This window comes from Streptomyces sp. NPDC090025 (genome assembly GCF_044748125.1).
Lineage (GTDB): Bacteria > Actinomycetota > Actinomycetes > Streptomycetales > Streptomycetaceae > Streptomyces.
In genome coordinates this window covers 21,146-33,284 of the sequence record NZ_JBIVFL010000024.1, presented here as the reverse complement: position 1 = coordinate 33,284, position 12,139 = coordinate 21,146, and the positions used below count along the sequence as shown (strand labels likewise).

The window sequence follows — 12,139 nt, the reverse complement described above, 5'->3', positions numbered from 1 at the left end:
GGGCCCGGTCAGAGCCACCCCGGGGCGTCCGCGCCCCACCGGCCCGGCGGCCGCGACCAGTCCGCCGGGCCACCCTCGTACGCCACCGGGGAGCGGGCGTACCGCAGCCGCCCCAGCGGCCCGTCCGACGCGGCGAGGTACCGCTCCGGCTCGTACCGGGGCAGCCCGTGGCTCAGCCAGTGCCCGGTCTGCGCGAGCGCGAGCCGCACCAGTCGGCTGCCGCCCTCCCGGTCCTGCTCGGTCAGCGCGCGCAGCACCGCCGCCGCCAGCAGATAACCGGTGCCGTGGTCCAGGGCCTGCGCCGGGAGCGCGCCCGGCTCGGCCGCCGAACCCTCCGTCACCGCGAGCCCCGTCGCCACCTGCACCAGGCTGTCGAAGCCGCGCCGCTCGCCCCACGGGCCGTAGTCGCCCCAGGCGGACAGCCGCGCGACCACCAGACCCGGCCGCGTGCCGCCAGGGCCCCCGAGGTCGTCCCCGAGGCCGAAGCGGTCGAGCGCGCCCGGCCGGTAGCCGGTCACCAGGACGTCGGCCGTGTCGAGGAGTTCACCGAAGGTGCGGCGGTCCGAGGGGCGCGCCAGGTCGAGCGAGACCGTCCGCTTCCCGATGTCCGTGTCGGCGTGCTGGTCCGGCAGTTCCGGGCGGCCCGGCGGGTCCACCCGCAGCACGTCCGCGCCGAGCAGCGCCAGGGTCCGGGTGGCGACCGGGCCCGCGATCACCCGGGTCAGGTCGAGCACCCGCAACCGGCCCGACCGGGCGCGCGGCGCCGCCTCGTCGAGCCGTTCCCGGGCGAGCAGCGGACGCGCGGCGACCGCCCGGCCCTGCTCGTGCCCGGCCCACTCCTCGGGCGTCCGCAGCGCCACCGCGAGGCCCCCGGCCCCGTACACCGCCGTCTCGACGTCCACGGCCGTCCGCTCGGCGATCGCCGCCGCCACCGCGTCCACCGCGTCCCCGGTGCCGAGCGCGGCGAGCAACGCGGCTTTGTGGTGGGGGTAGTTGGCGTGGGTGCGGACCCAGCCGTCGGCCGCCCGCCAGAACCGTGACAGCGGCGCGAAGGACTCCGGTGCCCGGCCGTCCACCCGGAGGTGCCGCTCGCTCACGAAGGCGGTGGCCACCGCCCCGTCGTCGACCCGTACCGGCCCCGGCAGCCCGGCCCGCTCCGCCGCCGCCAGCGCGCACACCGCGACCGTCGCCCGCGCCAGGTCCATCACCGGCAGCCGGGCGGGCAGCAGACCGGAGACCCCGCCGTACCCGACCCGGCCGAGCAGCGCCGGATCGCCGCCCAGCAGCGACCACAACGACGCCGTACCCGTACCCGTACCCGTACCCGTACCCGTACGGACCGTGCCTTCGTGCACCGAGTGCACGTGATCCACGTCTTCCATGGGCCCACTATGGACGCACGAACCGCCCGTGGCACCAGGTGCCACGGGCGGTCCTTGTGGTGCCGGGACTACCTGCGGACCGCGTCCAGCGCGTCCACGATCCCGGCCCCGTAGAAGCCGTTCTTGTGCTTGCCGCCCTCGCACACCGCGTCGACCGTGCCGTTGCCGTCGATGTCGTACGGGTTGGTGCAGGCGCGGTCGTCCGCCTGGGCGTAGAGCATCGCCTTCAGCGCCGCCGGGCTCGCCTTCGGGTGGGTCGACTTCAGCAGCGCGAGGACGCCCGCCACGTGCGGCGACGCCATCGACGTACCGGCCTTGTAGTTGTAGCCGCCGTTGACCGTGGTCGACAGGATCAGACCGTTGGTCGCGGGCGCCTGCGGCGGCTGGTACGCGGTGCGGTCGCCGCCCGGCGCCGCCACGTCGATGACCCCGAGGCCGTAGTTCGAGTACGACGCCTTCAGGTCCTTCGCGCCGGTCGCCGAGACCGTCACCACACCCGGCAGCATCGCCGGGTAGTCGAGGCACTTCTTCGGGTCGATGACCCGGTGCCCCGGAGTGGTGTCGTTCGGGCTGCTGTCGTCCACGATCGAGTCGGCCGCCAGGTCGAACGCCGAGTTGCCCGCCGCCGCCACATTGACCGTGCCCTTGCGCTCGGCGTACCGGGTGGCCCGGGTGACCGCCTCGATGAGCGCCTTCTGGTCCGCGTCGTCCTTGCACGCGAACATCCACGGGTCGGTGTAGTAGCTGTTGTTCGTGACGTCGACACCGTGCTCGGCCGCCCACATGAAGCCGCAGACCACGGCCTCGGTGTAGAAGAAGCCGTCCGGGGTGGAGACCTTGATGCCCGCCAGCTTCACGCCCGGCGCGACACCGGTGACGCCGACGCCGTTCTTGGCGGCGCCGATGGTGCCCGCGACGTGCGTGCCGTGGTCGCTCTCGCCCGGCTTCGGACGCCACGAACCCGGCGTCGTGTCGGCCTTGCCGCTGACACAGTTCGCGGACGCGGCGGCGTTGAAGTTCGGCGCCAGGTCCGGGTGGGTGTCGTCCACACCGGTGTCGATGATGCCGACGGTGACCCGCTTGCTGCCCAGGGTCTTCTGGTGCGCCTTGTCGGCCTTGATGGCCGGCAGGTCCCACTGCAACGGCTCCAGCGGGTCCTGGTCGTCCGACGCGGCGGCCGCGGCGGCCTTCACCTCGGCCGGGGTCAGCGCCTGCGCGGCGCCGCCCACCGAGTCGTCGGCGAACGCGGACTGGGCGGAGAGCGGAGCCGTCCGGGTCGCGCCCGCCGACACCACGCCACGGGCCTTGCGTATGACGGGCGCGAAGTCGGGGTTCTTCGAGTGGACGACGATGACGCCGATCCGGTCGTACGAGACGAGCACCTCGCCGCCCGCGGCGGCGATCGCCTTCTTCACCGAGCGGGCGGTCCTGTCCCCGCCCGCGATGTTCACGACATAGCTGAGCTGCGGTCCCTCGGTGACCGCCGCGGCCTTCGGCGCGCCGCTCGCCTCGGCGGCGGAGGCCGCGCCGGAGGGCAGGAATCCGAGTGAAGCCGTGAGCGCGAGTCCGACGGGCAGAGCGAGTACTCGGCCGCGCCGCGATCCCAGATGAGCCATGGGTTCTCCACATCATCCGTACGTCTGTACTGCCCGGCACGGAGCGTGCGCGGGCAGGTGCATGACGAGCGAAGTTATCGCTGATCTTCCCCGCCCATCAATGAGTTGAGAAGACTTCATGAAGATCGGGCGAAAGAAAACCACTCTCGTGAACCACTTCGCACCGCGCTCCGTGCCGTTGAGCAGGGGAGGAGCTCCACACCGGACTCCGGTCCCCTTTCCCCAGCGAGGCCCCTTTTGTCCATGCCCACCGCATCCGCGTCCCCTGGATCGCACGGATCGCAAGGATCTCGAGGAGAGACCGTGGCCACCGACGCACCGCCGCCACCCAGAAGCAGTACGGAAGGCGCCGCACCCGCCCGGCCCACGACGGAGGAGTTCGTCGAGGTGCAGCAGAGCGCCGAGTTCGGCGAGCTGCGGCGCACCTACCGCTCCTTCGCCTTCCCCCTGACCGTCGCCTTCATCGCCTGGTACCTGCTGTACGTGCTGCTGTCCAACTACGCGGGCGGCTTCATGGGCACCAAGGTCGTCGGGAACATCAACGTCGCCCTCGTCCTCGGGCTCGGCCAGTTCCTGACCACCTTCCTCATCGCCTGGCTGTACTCGCGGCACGCGGCGAACCGTCTCGACCCGCAGGCCGAGGCCATCAAGCAGGAGATGGAATCCCGTACGGAGGCCGGCGCATGACCCTCGCCCATGACGCGGCGTACGACGGCGGCCCCTGGCTGCTCCAGGCGGCCAACGCGACCACCGAGCACCGCCCGCTGATCATCAGCCTCTTCGCGGCCTTCGTGGTCGCCACCCTCGCCATCACCGTGTGGGCCGGCCGGCAGACCAAGAGCGCCGCCGACTTCTACGCGGGCGGCCGCCAGTTCACCGGCTTCCAGAACGGCCTGGCGATCTCCGGCGACTACATGTCCGCCGCGTCCTTCCTCGGCATCGCGGGCGCCATCGCGCTGTTCGGCTACGACGGCTTCCTCTACTCCATCGGCTTCCTGGTGGCCTGGCTGGTCGCCCTGCTCCTGGTCGCCGAGCCGCTGCGCAACTCCGGCCGCTTCACCATGGGCGACGTCCTCGCCTACCGGATGCGCCAGCGCCCGGTCCGTACCGCCGCCGGCACCTCCACCATCGTCGTCTCGATCTTCTACCTGCTCGCCCAGATGGCGGGCGCGGGCGTCCTCGTCTCGCTGCTGCTCGGCATCACCAGCGACGGCGGCAAGGTCGCGATCGTCGCCCTGGTCGGCCTGCTGATGATCGTGTACGTGACCATCGGCGGCATGAAGGGCACCACCTGGGTCCAGATGGTCAAGGCCGTGCTGCTCATCGCGGGCACCCTCCTGATCACCTTCCTGATCCTGCTGAAGTTCCACTTCAACGTCTCGGAGCTGCTCGGCGCCGCCGCCACCAACAGCGGCAAGGGCGACGCCTTCCTCAAGCCCGGCCTGAAGTACGGCGCCACCGGCACCTCGAAGCTGGACTTCCTGTCCCTCGGCATCGCGCTCGTCCTCGGCACCGCCGGACTCCCGCACATCCTGATCCGCTTCTACACGGTGCCGACCGCGAAGGCCGCCCGTAAGTCGGTCAACTGGGCCATCGGCATCATCGGCGCCTTCTACCTGATGACGATCGTCCTCGGCTTCGGTGCCGCCGCGCTCCTGAAGAACAGCGACATCATCGCCTCCAACAAGGCGGGCAACACGGCGGCCCCGCTCGCCGCCCTGGAGATCGGCGGCGGCGCGGGCTCCACCGGCGGCTCGATCCTGCTCGCGGTGATCTCGGCGGTCGCCTTCGCGACCATCCTCGCCGTCGTCGCCGGACTCACCCTCGCCTCGTCGTCGTCCTTCGCGCACGACATCTACGCGAACGTGATCCGGCGCGGCCAGGCCACCGAGAAGGAAGAGGTACGGGCCGCCCGCTGGGCCACCGTCCTCATCGGCGTCGTCTCGATCGCGCTCGGCGCCCTCGCCCGCGACCTCAACGTCGCCGGTCTCGTCGCCCTCGCCTTCGCGGTCGCCGCCTCCGCCAACCTGCCGACGATCCTCTACAGCCTCTTCTGGAAGCGCTTCACCACCACCGGCGCGCTCTGGTCGATCTACGGCGGCCTGATCTCGGCGGTCGTCCTGGTGCTGTTCTCGCCGGTCGTCTCCGGCAAGCCCACCTCGATGTTCAAGAGCGTGGACTTCTACTGGTTCCCGCTGGAGAACCCCGGCCTGGTCTCCATCCCGCTCGGCTTCCTGCTCGGCTGGCTCGGCTCGGTCCTCTCCAAGGAAAAGCCGGACGCGGGCAAGTACGCGGAGCTGGAGGTCAAGTCCCTCACCGGCGTCGGAGCGCACTGACCCGCACACGTTCCGCAATCCTCCGGCAGTACGGCACCGGCCGCGTCGTATGGTTCTACGACGCGGCCGGTGCCGTCCTCGTGACAATCGGCCCGTGCCCGATGTCATACGGGTCACGTAGGCTCGAACACGAGGCGAAGAAACCGGACGCCGGACGCCGGACGCCGGAAGAGAAGGGGGAGGGGTCCCATGCTCATCGACACCTACGGCCGCGTCGCGACGGACCTGCGGGTCTCCCTCACCGACCGGTGCAATCTGCGCTGCACCTACTGCATGCCCGAGGAGGGCCTGCAGTGGCTGGCCAAGCCCGATCTGCTGACCGACGACGAGATCGTCCGGCTGGTCCGGATCGCGGTCACCGAGCTCGGTGTCACCGAGGTCCGCTTCACCGGCGGTGAGCCGCTGCTGCGCCCCGGCCTGGTCGGCATCGTGGAGCGCTGCGCCGCCCTCGAACCCCGCCCGAAGCTGTCCCTCACCACCAACGGCATCGGACTCAAGCGCACCGCCGTCGCCCTGAAGGCGGCCGGTCTCGACCGGGTCAACGTCTCCCTCGACACCCTGCGCCCCGAGGTCTTCAAGACCCTCACCCGCCGCGACCGCCACCAGGACGTGCTCGACGGCATGGCCGCCGCGCGCGAAGCGGGCCTCACCCCGGTCAAGGTCAACGCCGTCCTGATGCCCGGGCTCAACGAGGACGAGGCCCCCGACCTGCTGGCCTGGGCGGTGGAGCAGGAGTACGAGCTCCGCTTCATCGAGCAGATGCCGCTGGACGCCCAGCACGGCTGGAAGCGCGACGGCATGATCACCGCCGGGGACATCCTGGAGTCGCTGCGCACCCGCTTCACCCTCACCGCCGAGGGCGAGGGCGAGCGCGGCTCCGCGCCCGCCGAGCGCTGGCTGGTCGACGGCGGCCCGGCCACCGTCGGCGTGATCGCCTCGGTGACCCGGCCGTTCTGCCGGGCCTGCGACCGGACCCGGCTCACCGCCGACGGCCAGGTGCGCAACTGCCTGTTCGCCACCGAGGAGACCGACCTGCGGGCCACGCTGCGCTCGGACGCGCCGGACGCGGTGGTCGCGGAGATCTGGCGGAAGGCGATGTGGGGCAAGAAGGCCGGCTCGGGCCTCGACGACCCGAGCTTCCTCCAGCCCGACCGCCCGATGTCGGCGATCGGCGGCTGAGGGCTCCCGCTCGGACGGTGGTCAGCGGGCGCCCGGTCGACGTCGGCCCCCGGCGCTCAGTCGGCGGTGCCGGGCTCTTCCCACTCGGCGAGCGGGACGACGTCCTTCAGGAAACCCCGTACACCCAGGAACTGGGAGAGGTGCTCGCGGTGCTCGTCGCACGCGAGCCACGTCTTGCGCCGCTCCGGCGTGTGCAGTTTGGGGTTGTTCCAGGCGAGGACCCAGACGGCATCCGCCCGGCAGCCCTTCGCGGAACAGATCGGCTTCTCTTCGCTCACGCTCTCTGGACCCAGGATCACCTGATCATTGTCCAGCAAGGGCGATGCCGAGCAGCCACGGGGGGAGCTGCCCGGCATCGGTCCGTCGCTCCGACGGGGGATGCGGAGCGCGTAGGCAGTATGTCACGGCGAATGGGGTGCGGTGCACCGGAACTTCATGATTGATCTGAGCTTTTCGTGAGCTCGACGCTCACCCAGCGTGATCGCCCCGGAGGTACGCGCTTTCCGTATGGTATTCCGTATCGCCCCGCTCGCCCGCCGCTTCCCGGCCCGTGCCGAGGGCCGGCCGCACCGGCGCGGTGAGGTAGGTCGACGGCAGCGAAGGGGCGTTCTCCCGGCCCGCGTTGGCGATCACCACCGCGACGTAGGGGAGCAGCGCGCCCACCACCAGGGCCACGATCGCCACCGGTCGCTGCACGTTCCAGAGCGAGGCCGCGGCGATCACCGACAGGGTGCGGACCGACATCGAGATCACGTACCGGCGCTGTCTGCCCCGGACGTCGTCGGCGAGCCCCTGCCGGGCACCGGTGATCCGGAAGACCTCGGTACCGCCATGCTTCCGCATCACATTCCACCACCCGACTGCGCCGGACTCTCCCCGGTCCGGACCTCCTGCCACGGTACGCCCGCCGCCCCGGCCCGGGGAGGCCGGGGCACGTATGGAGTCGTCCGACATGCGCCGTATGGCCGATGGGCCGAGACTGGGCACACATGCGCACGAGGAGGCGACGATGGGTTGGTTGTGGGCGATCATTGTGGGCTTCGTCCTGGGTCTGATCGCGAAGGCGATCCTGCCGGGCAAGCAGCAGATCCCGCTCTGGCTGACGACCGTGTTCGGCATTCTGGGCAGTGTGCTCGGCAACGCGATCGCGACCTGGATCGGAGTCAATGACACGAAGGGCATCGACTGGACCCGGCACCTCCTCCAGCTGATCGGCGCGATCGCCGTGGTGGGCGTGGGGGACATGGTCTGGGCGGCGATGCGCGGCAACAAACAGCGCACCTGAGCCCCCGCACGGCACACGCGCGGCACACACACCGCATACACCGGAGGCCCGGTACGGCGCTCGCGCGCGTACCGGGCCTCCGGTGGGTGTACGGGTCGCTCAGCCCGCGACGACCTCGATCGCCGCCAGGTTCTTCTTGCCCCGGCGCAGCACCAGCCAGCGGCCGTGCAGCAGCTGGTCCGCCGACACCTGGGCGTCCTCGGCGGTCACCTTGACGTTGTTCACGTAGGCGCCGCCCTCCTTCACCGTGCGGCGGGCCGCCGACTTGCTCGGCGCCAGACCGACCTCGGCGAACAGGTCGACGACCAGGCCGGGCTCCGCCACCTGGGCGCGCGGCAGCTCGGACAGCGCGGCGGCCAGCGTCGGCGCGTCGAGGTCGGCCAGCTCGCCCTGGCCGAACAGCGCCTTGGAGGCGTCGATCACGGCCCGGCACTGGTCGGCGCCGTGCACCAGCGTGGTCAGCTCCTCGGCCAGCGCGCGCTGCGCCGCCCGGGCCTGCGGCCGCTCGGCCGTCACCTTCTCCAGCTCCTCCAGCTCCTCGCGGGACTGGAAGGACAGGATCCGCATGTACGTCGAGATGTCCCGGTCGTCCACGTTCAGCCAGAACTGGTAGAACGCGTACGGCGTCGTCATCTCCGGGTCCAGCCAGACCGCGCCGCCCTCGGTCTTGCCGAACTTGGTGCCGTCGGCCTTGACCATCAGCGGCGTCGCCAGCGCGTGGGCGTGCGCCTCCGGCTCCAGCCGGTGGATCAGGTCGAGCCCGGCCACCAGGTTGCCCCACTGGTCCGAGCCGCCCTGCTGGAGCGTGCAGCCGTACCGCCGGTACAGCTCGAGGAAGTCCATGCCCTGCAGCAGCTGGTAGCTGAACTCGGTGTAGCTGATGCCCTGCTCGGACTCCAGGCGGCGGGCCACGGAGTCCTTGGTCAGCATCTTGTTGACCCGGAAGTGCTTGCCGATGTCCCGCAGGAACTCGATCGCCGACATTCCGGCGGTCCAGTCCAGGTTGTTCACCATGACCGCCGCGTTCTCGCCCTCGAAGGACAGGAACGGCTCGATCTGCGTCCGCAGCCGGTTCACCCAGTTCGCGACCGTCTCCGGGTCGTTCAGGGTGCGCTCGGCGGTCGGCCGCGGGTCACCGATCTGACCGGTGGCCCCGCCGACCAGCGCCAGCGGCCGGTGCCCGGCCTGCTGGAGCCGGCGGACGGTGAGGACCTGGACCAGGTGCCCGACGTGGAGACTGGCCGCGGTCGGGTCGAAACCGCAATAGAACGTGACGGGACCGTCCGCGAGCGCCTTGCGCAGGGCCTCTTCGTCGGTGGACTGGGCGAAGAGCCCACGCCACTTCAGCTCGTCGACGATGTCGGTCACGATCGTCAGTCTCCTCGGTGAGGTTTGGCTTGAACGGTTGTCCTGGCCAGTCTAGGCGGGTCAGACGCCCTTGCTGACCGAGCTCATGTTGAAGTCCGGCACCCGCAGCGCGGGCATCGCCGCCCTGGTGAACCAGTCGTTCCACTCGCGCGGCAGCGTCTTCTCGGTGACACCCGCCTCGGAGGCCCGCGACAGCAGGTCGACCGGCGACTCGTTGAAGCGGAAGTTGTTCACCTCGCCGACCACCTCGCCGTTCTCCACCAGGTAGACGCCGTCCCGGGTGAGACCGGTGAGCAGCAGCGTCGCCGGGTCGACCTCGCGGATGTACCAGAGGCAGGTCAGCAGCAGCCCGCGCTCGGTCGCCGCGACCATCTCGTCCAGGGTGCGCTCGCCACCGGCGTCCAGGATCAGGTTCCCGGCCTCCGGCGCCACCGGCAGCCCGGTGAGCCCCGCCGAGTGCCGGGTGGTGACCAGCCGGTCGAGGCTGCCGTCCTTGATCCAGTCGACCGGGGGGACCGGCAGACCGTTGTCGAAGACGGAGGACGTGTCGCCCGAGCTGTGCGCGATCACGAACGGCGCGGACTCCAGGCCCGGCGCGTGCGGGTCGCTGCGCAGGGTCAGCGGCAGCGCCGACAGCTTCTCGCCGACCCGGGTGCCGCCGCCGGGCTTGGAGAAGACCGTGCGGCCCTCCGCCGCGTCCCGCGCGGACGCCGACCACTGCTGGTAGATCAGCAGGTCGGCGACGGCGGTCGGCGGCAGCAGCGTCTCGTACCGCCCGGCGGGCAGCTCGATCCGGCGCTCCGCCCAGCCGAGCCGGACCGCGAGCTCGGCGTCGAGCGCGGCCGGGTCGATGTCCAGGAAGTCCCGGGTGGCCCGCCCGGCCCACGCGGAGCGGCTGCGGTCCGGCGTCTTGGCGTTCAGCTCCAGCTTGCCGTTGGGCTGGTCGTGCCGCAGCCGCACCCCGGTCGAGGTGCCCAGGTAGCTGGACGTCATTTCATGCAGGGCGAAGCCGTACAGCTCACGGCCGCCCGCCCGGGCCCGGGCGAACGCCTCGCCGAGCGCGGGCGCGAACGCGTCGAAGACGGCCGACGAGGTCTCGGCCGGCGCCTCCGTGAAGTCGGCCGACACCGGCCCGCCCTGGACCAGCGGCTGCGCGTCCTCGGCCGGTCCGGCCGCCCGCGCGGCCGCCTCGGCGGCCCGTACCAGCGGCTCCAGGTCGTCGGCGGTCACGGCCGAACGCGACACCACACCGGAGGCGGTGCCCTGGGCGCCGTCCACGGTGGCGATCACGGTCAGGGTGCGGCCCCGGGTGACACCGTTGGTGGTCAGGGCGTTGCCCGCCCAGCGCAGATTCGCCGAGGACTCCTCGTCGGCGATGACGACACACCCGTCCGCGCGGGACAGCTCAAGGGTCCGCTCGACGAGCTCGTACGGCTTGCTGACGCGGCTCATCGACCGGCCTCCTGCGTCGTGTTCAGAATGTTGACGCCCCGGAAAAGGGCGGAAGGGCAGCCGTGCGACACCGCGGCGACCTGGCCCGGCTGGGCCTTGCCGCAGTTGAACGCGCCGCCGAGGACGTACGTCTGGGGGCCGCCGACCTGCTCCATCGAGCCCCAGAAGTCGGTGGTCGTGGCCTGGTAGGCGACGTCCCGCAGCTGGCCCGCGAGCCGCCCGTTCTCGATCCGGAAGAAGCGCTGGCCGGTGAACTGGAAGTTGTAGCGCTGCATGTCGATCGACCAGGAACGGTCGCCGACCACGTAGATCCCGCGCTCCACGCCGCCGATCAGGTCCTCGGTGCCGAGCCCGCCCGGGTCCGGCTGCAGCGACACGTTCGCCATCCGCTGCACCGGCACATGGCCGGGGGAGTCGGCGAACGCGCAGCCGTTGGACCGGCCGAGGCCGGTGAGCTTCGCGATCCGGCGGTCCAGCTGGTAGCCGACGAGCGTGCCGCCGCTCACCAGGTCCCAGGACTGCCCCTGGACGCCCTCGTCGTCGTAGCCGATGGTCGCGAGCCCGTGCTCGGCGGTGCGGTCGCCCGTCACGTTCATCACCGAGGAGCCGTACGCCAGCTTGCCCAGCTGGTCGAAGGTGGCGAACGAGGTGCCCGCGTAGGCCGCCTCGTAGCCGAGCGCCCGGTCCAGCTCGGTGGCGTGCCCGATCGACTCGTGGATGGTCAGCCACAGATTGGACGGGTCGACCACCAGGTCGTACCGCCCGGCCTCGACGCTCGGCGCCCGCATCTTCTCGGCGAGCAGCGAGGGGATCTCCTCCAGCTCCCGGTCCCAGTCCCAGCCGGTGCCCGTCAGATACTCCCAGCCCCGGCCGACCGGCGGCGCCAGCGTCCGCATCGAGTCGAACTCACCGGTCGTCGCGTCCACCGCGACCGCCGTGAGCTCCGGGTGCAGCCGGACCCGCTGCTGGGTGGTGACGGTGCCGGCGGTGTCCGCGTAGAACTTGTTCTCGAACACCGTGAGCAGCGAGGCGTCCACGTGCGCCACCCCGTCGGCGCGCAGCAGCCGCGCACTCCAGTCGGCGAGCAGCCCGCTCTTCTCCTCGGCGGACACCGAGAACGGGTCGATCTCGTACGACGAGACCCACACCTTGTCCGCGTGCACCGGCTCGTCCGCCAGCTCCACCCGCTCGTCGGAGCCCGCCGCCGCGATCACCTTCGCCGACAGCTTGGCCATCGCCACCGCCTGCGAGGCGACCCGCGCGGCGGCGTCCATGCTCAGGTCCACCCCGGACGCGAACCCCCACGCCCCGCCGTGCACCACCCGCACCGCGTAGCCCAGGTCCGTGGTGTCCGAGGACCCGGCCGACCTGGCGTCCCGCAGCCGCCAGGAGGCACTGCGCACCCGCTCCAGGCGGAAATCGGCATGCTCGGCCCCGAGCGCGCGGGCCCGCGCGAGCGCCGCGTCGGCGAGCGCGCGCAACGGCAGCTCGGTGAAGCCCTCGTCGATGGAATGGGTCCCA

General features: G+C 71.5%; 11 protein-coding genes. 4 read left to right on the top strand and 7 right to left on the bottom strand.

What is annotated here, in order from left to right; genetic code table 11:
• Nucleotides 1–8 precede the first annotated feature (8 nt).
• The gene (locus tag ACIPXM_RS34585; protein WP_401663866.1) at nucleotides 9–1,382 is read right to left on the bottom strand and encodes a CoA transferase; all 1,374 of its coding nucleotides are present in this window, start codon (nucleotides 1,380–1,382) and stop codon (nucleotides 9–11) included.
• Nucleotides 1,383–1,450: 68 nt separating this feature from the next.
• Nucleotides 1,451–2,998, bottom strand: a complete 1,548-nt coding sequence (locus ACIPXM_RS34580; protein WP_401663864.1) for a S8 family peptidase — start codon at nucleotides 2,996–2,998, stop codon at nucleotides 1,451–1,453.
• Nucleotides 2,999–3,301: 303 nt separating this feature from the next.
• Between ACIPXM_RS34580 and ACIPXM_RS34575 the strand changes: the two genes are divergently transcribed.
• The 3 genes from ACIPXM_RS34575 (at nucleotide 3,302) to moaA (ending at nucleotide 6,513) form a co-directional block, all read left to right on the top strand.
• Nucleotides 3,302–3,685, top strand: coding sequence for a DUF485 domain-containing protein (locus ACIPXM_RS34575; RefSeq protein ID WP_401663861.1), 384 nt, complete (start codon nucleotides 3,302–3,304; stop codon nucleotides 3,683–3,685).
• Entirely contained in the window at nucleotides 3,682–5,334 is a 1,653-nt protein-coding gene (locus ACIPXM_RS34570; protein ID WP_401663858.1) for a cation acetate symporter, read from the top strand. Before ACIPXM_RS34575 ends, ACIPXM_RS34570 begins: the two co-directional genes overlap by 4 nt.
• A gap of 189 nt (nucleotides 5,335–5,523) precedes the next feature.
• The gene (moaA, locus tag ACIPXM_RS34565) at nucleotides 5,524–6,513 is read left to right on the top strand and encodes a GTP 3',8-cyclase MoaA (RefSeq protein ID WP_401663855.1); all 990 of its coding nucleotides are present in this window, start codon (nucleotides 5,524–5,526) and stop codon (nucleotides 6,511–6,513) included.
• Between the two features lie 56 nt (nucleotides 6,514–6,569).
• Here moaA and ACIPXM_RS34560 read toward each other — a convergent pair whose 3' ends face one another.
• Together ACIPXM_RS34560 and ACIPXM_RS34555 are read right to left on the bottom strand one after the other, a co-directional pair.
• A complete protein-coding gene (locus ACIPXM_RS34560; protein ID WP_401663853.1) occupies nucleotides 6,570–6,791 on the bottom strand; it encodes a hypothetical protein in 222 nt (73 codons plus the stop codon).
• Between the two features lie 190 nt (nucleotides 6,792–6,981).
• Nucleotides 6,982–7,356: a DUF3099 domain-containing protein gene (locus tag ACIPXM_RS34555; protein WP_401663850.1), complete on the bottom strand. Its 375-nt coding sequence runs from the start codon at nucleotides 7,354–7,356 to the stop codon at nucleotides 6,982–6,984.
• A 166-nt stretch (nucleotides 7,357–7,522) separates the two neighbouring features.
• Between ACIPXM_RS34555 and ACIPXM_RS34550 the strand changes: the two genes are divergently transcribed.
• On the top strand, nucleotides 7,523–7,798 hold the full coding sequence (locus tag ACIPXM_RS34550; protein ID WP_401663956.1) for a GlsB/YeaQ/YmgE family stress response membrane protein: 276 nt from the start codon (nucleotides 7,523–7,525) through the stop codon (nucleotides 7,796–7,798).
• 99 nt (nucleotides 7,799–7,897) lie between these two features.
• On the opposite strand, the gene tyrS is transcribed toward ACIPXM_RS34550, so the two are convergent.
• Genes tyrS through ACIPXM_RS34535 form a run of 3 tightly spaced genes read right to left on the bottom strand, consistent with a single transcriptional unit; the run spans nucleotide 7,898 to nucleotide 12,126 of the window.
• The gene (gene tyrS / locus ACIPXM_RS34545; protein ID WP_401663847.1) at nucleotides 7,898–9,166 is read right to left on the bottom strand and encodes a tyrosine--tRNA ligase; all 1,269 of its coding nucleotides are present in this window, start codon (nucleotides 9,164–9,166) and stop codon (nucleotides 7,898–7,900) included.
• A gap of 60 nt (nucleotides 9,167–9,226) precedes the next feature.
• Nucleotides 9,227–10,618 carry a metallopeptidase TldD-related protein gene (locus ACIPXM_RS34540; RefSeq protein ID WP_401663845.1) on the bottom strand — a complete coding sequence of 464 codons (1,392 nt, stop codon included), beginning with the start codon at nucleotides 10,616–10,618 and terminating at the stop codon, nucleotides 9,227–9,229.
• A complete protein-coding gene (locus ACIPXM_RS34535; protein WP_401663953.1) occupies nucleotides 10,615–12,126 on the bottom strand; it encodes a TldD/PmbA family protein in 1,512 nt (503 codons plus the stop codon). The genes ACIPXM_RS34540 and ACIPXM_RS34535 overlap by 4 nt, the downstream gene beginning before the upstream one ends.
• Nucleotides 12,127–12,139: the final 13 nt, after the last annotated feature.